The 14,089-nt window shown below is 63.9% G+C and carries 16 protein-coding genes and 1 pseudogene; 10 read left to right on the top strand and 7 right to left on the bottom strand.

Going from position 1 to position 14,089, the window contains the following annotated elements; genetic code table 11:
• Positions 1–55: 55 nt before the first annotated feature.
• Positions 56–478, bottom strand: coding sequence for a protoporphyrinogen oxidase HemJ (gene hemJ / locus BBTA_RS00770; protein ID WP_011942681.1), 423 nt, complete (start codon positions 476–478; stop codon positions 56–58).
• Positions 479–894: 416 nt separating this feature from the next.
• On the opposite strand from hemJ, the gene BBTA_RS00765 reads away from it, so the two are divergent.
• Genes BBTA_RS00765 through dnaQ form a run of 4 tightly spaced genes read left to right on the top strand, consistent with a single transcriptional unit; the run spans position 895 to position 3,719 of the window.
• Positions 895–1,734: a pyruvate, water dikinase regulatory protein gene (locus tag BBTA_RS00765; protein WP_011942680.1), complete on the top strand. Its 840-nt coding sequence runs from the start codon at positions 895–897 to the stop codon at positions 1,732–1,734.
• A gap of 10 nt (positions 1,735–1,744) precedes the next feature.
• Positions 1,745–2,353, top strand: a complete 609-nt coding sequence (locus BBTA_RS00760) for a Maf family protein (protein ID WP_041750243.1) — start codon at positions 1,745–1,747, stop codon at positions 2,351–2,353.
• A 34-nt stretch (positions 2,354–2,387) separates the two neighbouring features.
• Positions 2,388–2,987, top strand: a complete 600-nt coding sequence (gene coaE, locus BBTA_RS00755) for a dephospho-CoA kinase (RefSeq protein ID WP_011942678.1) — start codon at positions 2,388–2,390, stop codon at positions 2,985–2,987.
• Between the two features lie 33 nt (positions 2,988–3,020).
• The gene (gene dnaQ, locus BBTA_RS00750; RefSeq protein ID WP_011942677.1) at positions 3,021–3,719 is read left to right on the top strand and encodes a DNA polymerase III subunit epsilon; all 699 of its coding nucleotides are present in this window, start codon (positions 3,021–3,023) and stop codon (positions 3,717–3,719) included.
• Positions 3,720–3,778: 59 nt separating this feature from the next.
• On the opposite strand, the gene secB is transcribed toward dnaQ, so the two are convergent.
• Positions 3,779–4,267 carry a protein-export chaperone SecB gene (secB, locus tag BBTA_RS00745; RefSeq protein ID WP_011942676.1) on the bottom strand — a complete coding sequence of 163 codons (489 nt, stop codon included), beginning with the start codon at positions 4,265–4,267 and terminating at the stop codon, positions 3,779–3,781.
• Between the two features lie 399 nt (positions 4,268–4,666).
• Here secB and BBTA_RS00740 point away from each other — a divergent pair, with 399 nt between their 5' ends.
• The 3 genes from BBTA_RS00740 (at position 4,667) to BBTA_RS00730 (ending at position 7,743) form a co-directional block, all read left to right on the top strand.
• Positions 4,667–5,368, top strand: coding sequence for a Tim44/TimA family putative adaptor protein (locus tag BBTA_RS00740; protein WP_011942675.1), 702 nt, complete (start codon positions 4,667–4,669; stop codon positions 5,366–5,368).
• Positions 5,369–5,523: 155 nt separating this feature from the next.
• Positions 5,524–7,155: a murein transglycosylase A gene (locus BBTA_RS00735; RefSeq protein WP_011942674.1), complete on the top strand. Its 1,632-nt coding sequence runs from the start codon at positions 5,524–5,526 to the stop codon at positions 7,153–7,155.
• 12 nt (positions 7,156–7,167) lie between these two features.
• Positions 7,168–7,743, top strand: a complete 576-nt coding sequence (locus tag BBTA_RS00730; RefSeq protein ID WP_011942673.1) for a Smr/MutS family protein — start codon at positions 7,168–7,170, stop codon at positions 7,741–7,743.
• Positions 7,744–7,746: 3 nt separating this feature from the next.
• On the opposite strand, the gene BBTA_RS00725 is transcribed toward BBTA_RS00730, so the two are convergent.
• From BBTA_RS00725 to hslV, 5 genes and pseudogenes are all read right to left on the bottom strand, one after another.
• The gene (locus tag BBTA_RS00725; RefSeq protein WP_011942672.1) at positions 7,747–8,865 is read right to left on the bottom strand and encodes a hypothetical protein; all 1,119 of its coding nucleotides are present in this window, start codon (positions 8,863–8,865) and stop codon (positions 7,747–7,749) included.
• A 237-nt stretch (positions 8,866–9,102) separates the two neighbouring features.
• Complete coding sequence (hslU, locus tag BBTA_RS00720; RefSeq protein ID WP_011942671.1) at positions 9,103–10,407, bottom strand: ATP-dependent protease ATPase subunit HslU; 1,305 nt, start codon at positions 10,405–10,407, stop codon at positions 9,103–9,105.
• Between the two features lie 5 nt (positions 10,408–10,412).
• Positions 10,413–10,929, bottom strand: a pseudogene (locus tag BBTA_RS00715) (GNAT family N-acetyltransferase).
• Positions 10,930–10,943: 14 nt separating this feature from the next.
• On the bottom strand, positions 10,944–11,522 hold the full coding sequence (locus tag BBTA_RS00710; RefSeq protein WP_041751174.1) for a DUF2585 family protein: 579 nt from the start codon (positions 11,520–11,522) through the stop codon (positions 10,944–10,946).
• 24 nt (positions 11,523–11,546) lie between these two features.
• Positions 11,547–12,107, bottom strand: a complete 561-nt coding sequence (gene hslV / locus BBTA_RS00705) for an ATP-dependent protease subunit HslV (RefSeq protein WP_011942668.1) — start codon at positions 12,105–12,107, stop codon at positions 11,547–11,549.
• Positions 12,108–12,301: 194 nt separating this feature from the next.
• On the opposite strand from hslV, the gene hisB reads away from it, so the two are divergent.
• The 3 genes from hisB to hisH are packed head-to-tail and all read left to right on the top strand — an operon-like array spanning position 12,302 to position 14,089.
• Positions 12,302–12,895: an imidazoleglycerol-phosphate dehydratase HisB gene (hisB, locus tag BBTA_RS00700; protein WP_011942667.1), complete on the top strand. Its 594-nt coding sequence runs from the start codon at positions 12,302–12,304 to the stop codon at positions 12,893–12,895.
• Positions 12,896–12,920: 25 nt separating this feature from the next.
• Positions 12,921–13,442: a DUF2628 domain-containing protein gene (locus BBTA_RS00695; protein WP_011942666.1), complete on the top strand. Its 522-nt coding sequence runs from the start codon at positions 12,921–12,923 to the stop codon at positions 13,440–13,442.
• Positions 13,439–14,089, top strand: coding sequence for an imidazole glycerol phosphate synthase subunit HisH (hisH, locus tag BBTA_RS00690; RefSeq protein ID WP_011942665.1), 651 nt, complete (start codon positions 13,439–13,441; stop codon positions 14,087–14,089). The genes BBTA_RS00695 and hisH overlap by 4 nt, the downstream gene beginning before the upstream one ends.

The following is a 14,089-nucleotide window of genomic DNA, read 5'->3' as shown; positions in this document are numbered from 1 at the left end:
ATCGCGCCGTCGTTCGCAAGCCGCTCGGTAACCGAGCGGTCCACGCCGGGGAGCGTCAGAACGGCTTGACGATGACGAGAACCACGATCCCGATCATGAGGATTGTCGGTACCTCGTTGATATAGCGATAGAATTTCTGAGTATGGGTGTTTCGATCGGCGGCAAAGTCCTTGACCCAACGGGTGAACAGACCGTGGACGCCGGACAGGATCAGAACGAGCAGGAATTTGCCGTGGAACCAGCCGCTGGCATACCAATGTCCAGCCCACACCATGTAGAGACCGGCCAGCCAAGTCACCATCATCGCTGGATTGATGATCGCCTTCAGCAGCCGGCGTTCCATGATCTTGAACGTCTCGGACTGCTTCGAGCCGATCTCCGTGTCGCAGTGATACACGAACAAGCGGGGCAGATAGAGCATGCCGGCCATCCAGGCGATGACAGCAATGACATGCAGCGCCTTGATCCACTCGTACATCTGGTGACGCGATCCTCTGCCGGCTGTCCCAATCTTTGGGAGGCGAGACATATCCGCTCGCTCGATCGCTTCCAAACTAAATATTATTAGAATCTTAAGGTTTGAGTCTAAGTAGCGGTGGATTGGACTCATGCAATCCTGTCAGCCAATTTCCCGCAGCTTGTTCACATCCTTCAACAGGACCGGGAGGCAGAGCCTTGCGCGCTGGAGTCCCATGAGACTCAAAAGCTTGCCGACAATCACGAACAGCTTATCCAGAGACAAGCGCGGCCCTTCCCGATATCATCGAACCCAGCCACTTGCTGTATCCCGGCTTGCGAGCGTGTGAACAACGACGGGAGTTATACAGAGGGGTCCGCCAAGGGCCGCTTTTTCACCCCATCCTTCACAGTGATTCACAGATCGTTAAGGATTTGATGCCCACCACCGGAAATTACTTTCACCTCCATCTGGTTTCCGACTCGACGGGCGAAACTCTGATCACGGTCGCGCGAGCCGTGGCCGCGCAGTACGCCAATGTGACGCCGGTCGAGCACGTCTACCCGCTGGTCCGCAGCCAGAAGCAGCTCGACCGGGTCCTCGACGAGATCGAGGAGGCGCCGGGCATCGTGCTGTTCACGCTCCTGGAGAAGGATCTGGTCAGCCGGTTGGAAGCCAAGTGCCAGCAGATCAACATCCCAAGCCTGTCGATCATCGGGCCGGTGATGCAGCTGTTCGAGGCCTATCTGGGTGCCTCGACCGCAGGGCGCGTCGGTGCGCAGCACGTGTTGAACGCCGAATATTTTGCCCGGATCGACGCGCTCAACTACACGATGCTTCACGACGACGGTCAGATGGTCGACGGCCTGGAGGACGCGGATGTTGTCCTGGTCGGTGTGAGCCGCACCTCGAAGACGCCGACCTCGATCTATCTCGCCAACCGCGGTGTGCGAACGGCGAACGTTCCCCTGGTGCCGGGGATCCCGATCCCGCATCAGCTCGAGACGTTGAAGAAGCCCCTGGTGGTCAGTCTGCACGCCACCCCGGAGCGCTTGATCCAGGTGCGGCAAAATCGTCTGCTGAGCATGGGTGCGGAATCCGGCAATGAGACCTATGTCGACAAGCAGTCGGTGACCGATGAGGTCGCCTATGCGCGCAAGCTCAGTGCGAGGTTCAACTGGGTCATGCTCGACGTGACGCGACGCTCGATCGAAGAGACCGCCGCCGCCATCCTCAAACTCTATACCGATCGGCAGCGGCAGCGCCTGCCGGAATGAGCTGATAACGATGACCTTATGGTGTGGTGACGAACGCCTCGTTCTGGCTTCGCAAAGCCGCGCGCGGCGCATGCTGCTCGAAAACGCCGGTCTGGCCTGCGAGGCAGTGCCCGCCGATATCGACGAGCGTGCCCTGCAGTCCGAGGCCGGGCTGGTGGCGCCCTACGAGATCGCGTTGCATCTCGCGCAGGCCAAGGCCCGCGCCGTCTCGGCGGCGAAGCCGAACTGCTATGTCGTTGGAGCGGACCAGACGCTTGCGCTCGGTGAGCGCATGTTCAACAAGCCGGCCGGCCGGCAGCAAGCCATGCAGCAGTTGCTCGCATTGGCGGGACGTACGCATGCCCTGCATTCTGCGATTGCGGTGGTTCGCAACGGAGAGGTGCTGTTCTCCCATGTCGCGGTCGCCTGGATGACGATGCGGAGCCTGACTGAGAGCGACGTGGCCACCTATCTCGACACGGCCGGTCAGGCAGTGCTGTCGAGCGTCGGCGCCTATCAGCTCGAAGGGCTCGGCGTGCATCTGTTCGACCGCATCGATGGTGACCACTTCACCATTCTCGGGCTGCCGTTGTTGCCGCTGCTCGCCTATTTCCGCGAAGCGCGGCTGCTCAGGTTTTGACGCGGGACGAGATCACCGACAGGAGCCGATGCGAATGAGGGTGCTGGGGCTGACCGGCTCGATGGGGATGGGCAAATCGACCACGGCCAAGCTGTTCGCGGAAGCCGGCGTGCCCGTCTATGATGCCGATGCCACGGTTCACAAGGTGTATGAAGGCGAAGCTGCGCCGGCGATCGAGGCTGCCTTTCCCGGCACCACGGTCGGCGGCAAGGTCGACCGCAGCAAGCTGTCGGCCAAGGTCGTCGGCGATCCCGAGGCGATCCGGCGGCTTGAAGCGATCGTGCATCCGATGCTGCGCTCCTATCATCAGGATTTTCTCGACAAGGCCGCCCAGTCCGGTGTGCCGGTCGCGGTCGTGGATGTCCCGCTGCTGTTCGAGACCGGCGGCGACAAGCGGGTCGACGCCGTGGTGGTGGTCTCCACCTCGCCGGAGATTCAGCGCCAGCGCATCCTCGCGCGCGGGACGATGACGGAAGAAGCGCTCGATGCGCTGTTGGCGCGGCAGATGCCTGATGCGGAGAAGCGCGCGCGGGCCGATTTCGTCGTGGATACGTCCAATGGTCTCGATCCGGTGCGGGCCCGAATCCGCGACATCCTTGCCGAGGTCGTTAAGATGCCGCAGCGGCGCGCGTGATTCGCCACGCGCTTTGCAGCGACGGACACAGCCATGCGTGAGATTGTACTCGACACTGAAACCACCGGACTCGACGCGTTGCGCGGCGACCGTCTGGTCGAGATCGGCTGTGTCGAGATCATCAACCGCATGCCGACCGGCCAGGTCTTCCATCGCTATATCAATCCCGAGCGCGACATGCCGGCCGAGGCATTCGCAGTCCACGGCCTGTCGAGCGAGTTCCTGGCAGACAAGCCGCTGTTTCACGAGATCGTTGAGGAGTTCCTGGAGTTCATCGGCGATGCGCCGCTGGTGATCCACAACGCGTCGTTCGATATCGGCTTCATCAATGCCGAGCTCGACCGGGTCAAGCGTGCGGCAATCCCGCGGGAACGCCTGGTCGATACGCTGCTGCTCGCCCGGCGCAAGCATCCGGGCGTGTCGAACCGGCTCGACGATCTGTGTTCGCGTTATGCGATCGATAATTCCCGGCGCACCAAGCACGGCGCGCTGCTCGACGCGGAACTGCTGGCCGAGGTCTATGTCGATCTGGTTGGGGCCCGGCAGTCGCAGCTGATCCTGACGCAGGACACGCAGGAGATCCGGGTCGGCGCCGCCGGCGACACGCCGCGGCGGCAGCGCGAGACCCCATTGGCTGCGCGCGTGACGGATGCGGAGCGCGAGGCGCACCGCGCCTTCATCGCCACCCTGGGCGACAAGCCCATCTGGATGGAATTTCTCGCCGGAACGTGACCCGGGCCGTCCGGCTGCGGATCACGTCCGTCAATCATCGCAAATAATGCTCTAACGGATCAGCTCGGACGGATCTGCGCGCCCTGGGCAGCCGCCTGACGTTCCATGTTCTGCCGGTAGAGGCTGACGAAATCGACCGGGTCCAGCATCAAGGGCGGGAAGCCGCCGTCACGGACCGAATTCGCAACGATCTCGCGGGCGAACGGGAACAGCAGCCGCGGGCATTCGATCAGCAGCATCGGCGAGAGATGTTCCTGGGGAACATTGACCAGCCGGAACACGCCGCCATAAACCAGCTCGAAGCTGAACATGACCTGGGTGCCGCTCTCGGCCTTGCCCTCGATCGTGAGCGTCACCTCGAATTCGGTGTCCGCGAGGGCGTTGGCGCCGACATTGATCTGGATGTTGATCTGCGGCGGCTGACCCTGCGGTGCCAGGGATTGCGGCGCATTGGGGTTCTCGAAGGACAGATCCTTGATGTATTGCGCCAGCACGTTGAGTTGGGGAGGAGGGGCCGCCTCAGGGTTGGCGCCGTTACCGTTGGTCATCGCAGTGTTCTCCTGGCACAAAGGGCGGGTCGTTGCGGCGCGTGGCTACCATAGGGCCGGCTTGTTCCACAAGGACGAGGCTTAGAGGCTGTTTCGGCCGCCGACCATCGCTGGTCCAACCCGATATGCCTCCATTTGTCGCACAAGGTACCAGGCTGCAACGGGGCGTCGGCGATGGCGGGAAACCTCGGCCGGGACCATCCTGATCCGATTTCCCCTTGGCCTGGAAACGGGTTAGGATCGCCGTGCCACAATGTGCCATTGGCCCGGCTCATTTCGATGACTACATCGGGGTGGATGGACCGATTCATTGGTCTTTACCCGATTCTCGGTAAACGGGTGTCCGATGGCCAGACCCCCGCGTCCGGCCCGACAGGTCAGTCAGAAAGCGAACACGACGTGGATATTTATACCATCATCTTCCTGGCATTGGCGGTCTTTATCTTCGTGCGCCTGCGGGCCGTGCTCGGTCAGCGCACCGGCAGCGAGCGCACGCCGTTCGACCGGGCCGCCCGGAATGCGGTGCAGGGAGCTCCGGACAATCATGTGATGCCAGTCCCGGGCGCGCCGCTTGATCCAGCGGTTGCAACCGCTGGTGCAGAGCCGGGCGTGCCGAGCGATCGCTGGCGCGGCGTGGCGGAGCCGGGCACGCCGCTGGCGCGCGGCCTCGATGCTGTCGTCGCCAATGATCCCTCGTTCGACCCGCGCCATTTCCTCACCGGCGCGCGCAGCGCCTATGAGATGATCGTGCTGGCTTTTGCCAATGGCGACCGTCGCGCGCTGCGCGACCTGTTGTCGTCGGAGGTCTATGACAGCTTCGACGCCGTCATCAAGGATCGCGAGAAGCACGAGCAGAAGACCGAGACCCGGTTCGTGTCGATCGACACGGCAGAGCTGGTCAGCGCTGACCTCCGGGACCGGACGGCACAGCTGACGGTTCGCTTCGTGTCACAGATGATCTCGGTGACGCGCGACAAGATGGGCAACATCGTCGACGGCAATCCGGACAAGGTCGCCGACATCACCGACATCTGGACCTTCGCGCGCGACACCGGTTCGCGCGATCCGAACTGGAAGCTGGTCGGCACCGGCAGCCACTGACGCTGACATTGAACAGCCGATCGTATTCCATGATCGGCGGCATAAGAGGTCGATCAAGGTCGCGGTCGTGAAGGGAGGCACATCGAGGGCGGCATCGGTTTTTTGATCCTGTTTTTTCCGAGCTTCGCGTTGAGTGGTACTTAGACGGTGCAGACATGGTTCGCGAAATTTGGAAGCGGGGTTTTTCCGCCCATCGTCTCAGCTCCTGGACCGCGGCGCTCGCTTTGGCCGTCGTCGCCGTGGTGCTCGCGCCCTATGCGGCAGAGGCGGTGCGCGCGCGTCATCGCTCCGCTCCGCCGATGCGTCACCTGCCCTACCCTCAGCTCGATTGGCCGCTCGAGATCACCAACAGCCAGTATCTGCCATTGGCATGGAGCGATGTGCCCGGCTGGACCGACGACGATCAGCTCGCGGCATACCGGACATTTCGCGCCAGCTGCAAGCCGATCACGGCCAAGCCCGACGGTACGCCCGAAGACAAGGCGCTTGGCGACTCGTTGCGTGATCCCTGCCGGGAGGCGCGGGCGTCCGATCTGGCCGACAATGCCGCAGCGCGCGCCTTCTTCGAACGGCATTTCGAACCGCTGAAGATCTCGAAGCTCGGCGACGCCGACGGCTTTGTCACCGGCTACTACGAGCCCGTGATCGAAGGCTCGCGCACCCAGAACGAGGTTTACAACGTTCCGGTCTATCGCCGTCCCTCCAACCTGTTCGTCCGCGGCTTCAAGCAGGACGCGACCAGCCTGCCCAACAAGGGCCCGGTCTATCGCAAGATCGGACGGCGCAAGCTGGTCCCTTATTATGACCGTGCCGAGATCGAGGACGGCGCCATCGAAGGCCGCGGTCTCGAAATCGCGTGGCTCAGGAACCAGACGGATCTGCTGTTTGCACAGATCCAGGGTTCGGCCCGGATCAGTCTCGATGACGGCTCGACCGTGCGCATCAACTACGATGCCTATAATGGTCACCCCTATACGCCGGTCGGCCGCATCCTGATCGAGCGCGGCATCATCCCGCGCGAGCAGATGTCGATGCAGCGCATCCGCGAGTGGATGGAGCAGAACCCCGAAGGCGCCAACGAGCTGCGCCGGATGAACCGCTCCTACATCTTTTTCCGCGAGGTACAGCTGTCGGAGAAGGACGAGGCGGTCGGCGCGCAGGGCATTCCGCTGACGCCGGGCCGCTCGATCGCCGTCGACAAGTCGCTGCATGTCTACGGCACGCCGTTCTTCATCACCGGTGAGCTGCCGATCGACTCCGAGAAATCAAAGACAGCGTTTCATCGCCTGATGATCGCGCAGGACACGGGATCGGCGATCGTCGGCCCGGCTCGCGCCGATCTCTATTTCGGCGCCGGTCAGGACGCCGGCAAAGTGTCGGGCCGGCTCAAGCACAATATCCAGTTTGTGATGCTGGTGCCGCGCAGCCTCGACCCGGTGGCGCGCGGCCGCAAGATGCCGCTGCCGGATGCGCGGCCCTCGGAGAAGATCGCAAAACTGTTTCCCGAGGTGCTGCCGAAGGACGCGCCGAAGGAGACCGCCAAGGATCAGACAAAGGACCAGTCGAAAGATCAGGTGAAGGGGCCGGATCAGCCCAATCCCGCCGCCTCTACCGTCAAGGATGCCAAGGCCCCTGCCCCGGCTGCCAGCGCAAGCCCGCCGACCACGGTGGCGCAGAACGTGACGGCCCCGCAGCCGGTGCCCTTACCCGAGGCCAGGCCGCGGCTTGAAAGTGATCGCAATATCCGCCGATTGCGTTATGGCAGACGCCACCGCAACCGCCGATGATCCGTCGCCTCCATGTCGCATGATCCCGAGCCGCCCCGTGGCCGCCGAAGGCGCGGTCTCACCGAGGACGAGCGCACGCTGTGGGAAACGGTCGCGCGACAGGTCAAGCCGCTGCGCAAGATCCAGCGCCCGGTTCGCCCGCACCCGCCGATGGTGACGGCTGAGCCGCAGCCGGACAAGCCGACCATGACGCAGCGGCAGGTCGTAGCGGCCGCCGCGCCCAAGCCGGTCAGGCCGGCGATCCCGCCACTGGTCTCGCTCGGCCGCAAGGAGCGCTCGAAACTGTCGCGCGGCCGTAGCGAGATCGATGCACGGCTCGACCTGCACGGCATGACCCAGAGCCGGGCGCATCAGGCGCTGCACCACTTCCTGCACCGCGCCCAGCATGACGGCCTTACGTTCGTGCTGATCATCACCGGCAAGGGCACGATCGGGGCGGATCCCGAACGCGGCGTCCTCAGGCGCCAGGTGCCGCATTGGCTCAGCCTGCCGGAATTCCGCTCGCTGATCGTCGGCTTCGAGGAAGCCCATGTCGGTCATGGCGGCGCGGGCGCGCTCTATGTGCGCATCCGGCGGCCGCGCGGCTGACGGTCAGAACGGCCGTATGATGCCGAGACGCGGGATGACCGTGACGATCCAGCCCAGGATCGTGGTCTTGCGATCGTCGCCATCGACGAGGACCGCCGGCTTGGCCGGGAGCGTCTTCACCGCATGCAGCATCAGCACCATGCAGACCACCCAGCTCGAGATCCAGCGCGAATAGTCGAACACCATCGCGAACATCACGAGATAAGCGAGGCTGATCACGCCGAGCGAAGCGATGACGATCTGGCGATGACGCTGCTCGTGCAGTGCGCCGATCAGGCTCTTGAAGCTCGACCATAACGGCAGATGCAGCCAGAGCAGCAGCGCATAGACGGGCACGCCGAGCAAGTTCGACGGTAGCCGCGCCCAGGTGTCCTGCACTTCCTTCGCGAGCGGCTGGTACCAGACATAGGCGAATTGCAGCAGCTCCGTGCGCGACGGATCGGCCATGCGGGATCGCAAATAGGTCACGAAGTCTGCTTCCGGGAGCGGCATCGTGCCGAGGAATTGCGCGCCGAGAAAGAGCGCGCCGAGGCCAGCCAACACACCGGCGCCGGTCGCGATATCGAGCGTCGTGATCGTGCGGGGGAGATAATAGCGCAGCACCACGATCGCGGTGATGGTCGGAACATACATCAGCAGATGGATGTGGTGGATCAGCACCAGTACCGCCGAGATGAAGGCCGCAAGCAGCACGTAGAGCAGCGAGCCCGCCGGAACCAGCAGCAGGATGATCGCGCCGAGACAGCCATAGACATCGAAATGGCCGAGCGTGAACAGGAAGTTCTTGAACACGAAGGGCGAGCCGGCGGTGAAGACGAACAGCGGCAACGTCGTGCGGTCCAGGCCAAAGGTGCGGCGGAAGAGCTGCACGAACAGAGCGAAAGTGATCAGCCAGACGGTGCCCCCCAGCGCAAACACCAGCCACACCGGCACCTTCGTCGTGAACAGCCCGACGATCGCGCCGATCAGCGCGCGCTTGATGAAACCGTGGTGATAGTCGACCAGCAGATGGATATAGGGGATGTAGGGCGGCAGCGTGAGCTTGTGCAGGACCACGCCGAGCATCACGGCGGCGTTGACGGCGAGCATCGCCCGCCAGTGTTTGCTGAACGCGGCGGTCATGCAGTGCCCAAGCGATGGCAGATGGAGAAGAGGTCGTCGCCACGCGCAAAACCATTGTCCCGGCCTTGAGCCGGGACCCGTAACCACCGCTGTCTGTGCCGAGGCAGGTCTGGAGCCGCCATCTCGAATGACAAATCAGCTTTCGTGGTTATGGGTCCCCGCGTTCGCGGGGACGACGGCGGAGTTTGAGGCTGCGCCGGGGCGGACGAGCGAAGCGGCTCCAAGCGCAACAACCTCTTACAAAATGAACCGGCTCAAATCCGCGTTCTTGGCGAGATCGCCGATATGCTGCTGCACATAGGCGGCATCGACGCGCATGGTCTCGCCTGATCGGTCCGAGGCGGTGAAGGAGATCTCGTCGAGCACGCGCTCCATCACCGTCTGCAGCCGGCGCGCGCCGATATTCTCGACCGTGGAATTCACCGCGACCGCGATGTCGGCGAGCGCATCGATCGCGTCATCGGTGATGTCGAGCGTGACGCCCTCGGTCTTCATCAGCGCCACATATTGCTTGATCAGCGACGCCTCCGGCTCGGTGAGAATGCGGCGCATGTCGTCGCGCGTCAGCGCCTGCAGCTCGACGCGGATCGGCAATCGGCCTTGCAGCTCCGGCAACAGGTCGGACGGTTTTGCGATGTGGAACGCGCCCGACGCGATGAACAGGATGTGGTCAGTCTTGACCGCGCCATGCTTGGTCGAAACCGTGGTGCCCTCGATCAGCGGCAGCAGATCGCGCTGCACGCCCTCGCGCGACACATCGCCGCCGTGGCGGTTCTCCCGCACGCAGATCTTGTCGATCTCGTCGAGGAACACGATGCCGTTGTTCTCGACCACGCTGATGGCCTCCTGCACCAGCTGGTCATTGTCGAGCAGCTTGTCTGACTCCTCGGCGATCAGGATGTCGTGCGATGACTCGACCGTCACGCGCCGCGTCTTGGTCCGGCCGCCGAGCTTGCCGAAAATGTCGCCGATCGAGATCGCGCCCATCTGTGCGCCCGGCATGCCCGGGATCTCGAACATCGGAAAGCCGCCGCCGGAGGACTGCGTCTCGATCTCGATTTCCTTGTCGTTGAGCTCGCCGGCGCGCAGCTTGCGGCGGAACGAGTCGCGGGTCGCCGCACTTGAATTGGCGCCGACCAGGGCGTCGAGCACGCGCTCTTCGGCCGCGAGCTGGGCCCGCGCGGCAACGTCCTTGCGCTTGCGCTCGCGGACTTGGACGATCGCGACCTCGACGAGGTCGCGGATGATCTGTTCGACGTCGCGTCCGACATAGCCGACCTCGGTGAACTTGGTGGCTTCGACCTTGAGGAACGGCGCGCCGGCGAGCTTGGCCAGCCGCCGCGCGATTTCGGTCTTGCCGACGCCGGTCGGGCCGATCATCAGGATGTTCTTCGGCAGCACCTCTTCGCGCAGGCCGGCGTCGAGCTGCAGCCGGCGCCAGCGGTTGCGCAAGGCGATGGAGACTGCGCGCTTGGCGTCAGCCTGGCCGACGATGTAGCGGTCGAGTTCGGAGACGATTTCGCGGGGAGAAAAGTCGGTCATGGGCTCTAGCTAGGCTCGGATTGACGGGGTGGCAAGTCGCCGGGCTCGCGGGACATCAGAAGCGCTGGGCCATCCGGTGTTTCGACCAGGCGCTCGCGCCGAAATCCGGCCTTCCTTTTCATAGGCGCGGATGGCACGTGCATTGGCCGGCGACGGGTCGGCGACGATACGTGGGATGGCGTGCTGAAACACCAGGTCGCAGAAAGCCCGGATGGCGCGCGGACCGTGACCCCGCCCAATGCGTTCCTGTCCGGCGATGAACAGGTCGATCCCGCGGGTCTCTGCGGGCTGGGGACCGAAGCCCTCGTTCCATTGCGTCAGCGCGTAGCACTGCAGATAGCCGGCCGCGTCATCATCCGTCAGCAGGATGTACTGATCCATGGCCGGCTCGTCACGATCACCATCGATCAAGCCATATTGCTCGTCCGGATCACCCCACCATTGACGAATATGGGGCTGATGCAGCCAGTTGCGGATCGCGGGCAGGTCGCCATCGGTTATCCGACGGAAGCGAATGGTCATGGCCGCCCCTGTCCTCACAACAGCGGCGGTCCGGCCTGCCACTGCCGGATCGCCTCGGTCGGGTAAATCAGCATCAAGATATTGAGAGTCAGGTTGTCACGGATGTGCAGGCCCACCCCGATCTCGAACGCGATCGCAATCAGTACGGTCAGCCAGATCGGCAGCACCCGCGCGAGCAGAAAACCGGTGATCATCGCCAGCGTATCGCCGATGGAGTTCACGACGCTGTCGCCGAAATAATCCAGCGAGATGGTGGCGGCGCGATAGCGCTCGATGATGAAGCTCGAGTTCTCGACCAGCTCCCAGGCGCCCTCGATCAACATCGCGATGATCAGCCGCCCCTGCCAGGGCAGAAGCGGAACGACCAGTGCGGTCAGCGCATAGAACAGGAAGCCGTGGATGATGTGGGAGAACGTGTACCAGTCGGTGAGATGCTGGGAGTTCTCCGAGCTCTGCACCACGCCGTGCCACAGCTTCACGGTGCCGCAGGCGCAGATCGGCAGCCGGCCCATCGCGAACAGGATCGCGGCCTGCAGCACCAGCAGCGCCAGCACCAGTACGAGCCAGGGTCCGGACGATCGTCGGGACGCCATGCCGATCCCGTCCGCGCTCATGGCCTACTCGGCCGCCAGCGCTTCGATGGTGATGTTGCGGTTGGTGTAGACGCAGATATCGGCGGCAATGTCGAGCGAGCGCCGCACGATGCTCTCGGCGTCCTTGTCGGTGTCGATCAGGGCCCGCGCCGCCGCCAGCGCATAATTGCCGCCCGAGCCGATCGCCATCACGCCGGCCTCCGGTTCCAGCACGTCGCCGGTCCCGGTCAGGACCAGCGAGACCTCCTTGTCGGCCACGATCATCATCGCTTCCAGCCGGCGCAGATAGCGGTCGGTGCGCCAGTCCTTGGCGAGCTCGACGGCCGCCCGGGTCAGCTGCCCCGGATATTGCTCGAGCTTGCTCTCCAGCCGCTCGAACAGGGTAAACGCGTCGGCAGTGGCCCCGGCGAAGCCGCCGATCACATCGCCCTTGCCGAGCTTGCGCACCTTGCGGGCATTCGACTTGATGACGGTCTGGCCGATCGAGACCTGGCCGTCGCCGCCGATGACCACCCTGCCCCCTTTGCGGACGGTCAGGATCGTGGTGCCGTGCCAGACGGCGGGCTCGTGCGAGGTTGCGTGCATGGAAAGTCCCTGGTTGGTGCCCTCATTTAGGCGCTCGGGCTGGGGGACACAATTACCGCGCCCCTGCCCTGCCCGGTCAGGCCTTGAAATCCGCTCACCATGGCCCGAGATCAGGCGAGGTGCCGTCATCCCGCAGTAGCTAAGGTGTCATCCGCCTGATAAAAGGGCCGCGTTTTCAAGGGAAAGCTGACCCCATGCGTAGCGCGACCATCAAGCGCAAGACCAAAGAGACCGACATCGAGGTGGCCGTCAATCTCGACGGCACCGGCGTGGTGAACATCGCGACCGGTATCGGCTTCTTCGATCACATGCTGGATCTCCTGGCCCGGCATTCCCGCATCGACATGACCGTCAAGGCGGTCGGCGACCTCCATATCGATTTCCACCACACCACCGAGGATGTCGGCATCGCGCTCGGCCAGGCGGTGCGCCAGGCGCTCGGCGACATGGCCGGCATCACCCGCTATGCCTCGATCCACATGCCGATGGACGAGACCCTGACCCGCGTCGTGATCGACGTCTCGGGCCGGCCGATGCTGGTGTTCCGCACGACCTTCCCGCGCGACAAGATCGGCGAGTTCGACACCGAACTCGTGCGCGAATGGTTCAACGCCTTCGCCATGAACGCCGGCATCACCTTGCATGTCGAGACGCTGTACGGCGAGAACGCCCATCATATCGCCGAATCCTGCTTCAAAGGTCTGGCGCGGGCGTTGCGGTCAGCACTTGCGATCGATCCGCGTAACCAAGGCGAAGTGCCATCCACCAAGGGTCAGCTCGGCGGCTGATCTCTTCCCTCGAGGGATATTCGACATGCCCGTCTATACGGTTCACGCTCCCCTCGCCGCCGGGGCCGATCTGCGTTCGACGGATCGCTTCGTCTTCATCCGTGACGGATTCCATCTCTGGGCCGCGGTGCTCGGAGCCGTCTGGCTGGCTTGGCATCGGTTGTGGCTGGCGGTCATCGGCTATGCAGCCCTGATGATCGTGATCGACCTGATCCTGGCGCGGATCGGCGTCGCATCCGGTGCGATCGCCGCGATCGATCTGTTGATGGCGATCCTGCTCGGGCTCGAGGCTTCGAGCCTGAAGCGCTGGAGCTATTCGCGCGGCAATTGGCGCCAGCTCGACGTCGTCGTCGCCGACGATCTCGATGCCGCCGAGCGGCGCTTCTTCGAGCGCTGGGCGGCGCGCCGGAGCACCATCGGCTACGACAACCACACCGTCGATCGCGGCGCTCCGCCGCCGACGCGTGACAATGGACAGCGGCCGCCGCCGCCGCTGCCGCATGCCAGTATCATTGGCTTGTTCCCCGAACCCGGAGGTGGACGATGAGTGTTGCCATCATCGATTACGGCTCCGGCAATCTGCATTCCGCCGCGAAAGCGTTCGAGCGCGCCGCGCGCAGCATGGAGGATCCGCAGAAGGTCGTGGTGACCCGCGATCCCGACACGGTGTATCGCGCCGACCGCATCGTGCTGCCGGGCGTCGGCGCCTTCGCCGATTGCCGCCGTGGGCTCGATGCCGTCGACGGCATGCTGGAGGCGATGACCGAGGCCGTCCGCCAAAAGGCGCGGCCGTTCTTCGGCATCTGCGTCGGCATGCAGTTGATGGCGACGCGGGGCAAGGAGCATGTCACCACCGACGGCTTCGACTGGGTCGCTGGCGATGTCGAGAAGATCGCGCCCCGCGACGAGAGCCTGAAGATCCCGCATATGGGCTGGAACACGCTCGACTTGGTGCAGGAGCATCCGGTGCTGGAGCGGCTGCCGCTCGGGCCGAAGGGCCTGCACGCCTACTTCGTGCACTCCTATCACTTGAACGCCGTCAATGAGAACGACGTGCTGGCGCGCGCCGATTATGGCGGGCCGATCACCGCGATCGTCGGCAAGGACACCGCGATCGGCACGCAATTCCATCCCGAGAAGAGCCAGCGTTTCGGTCTCGCCCTCATTTCCAACTTCCTGAAGTGGAAGCCGTGA

It is taken from the genome of Bradyrhizobium sp. BTAi1 (assembly GCF_000015165.1).
Lineage (GTDB): Bacteria > Pseudomonadota > Alphaproteobacteria > Rhizobiales > Xanthobacteraceae > Bradyrhizobium > Bradyrhizobium denitrificans.
Note: the sequence above shows the minus strand (reverse complement) of the source record. Positions and strands in the feature narration are given on the sequence as shown.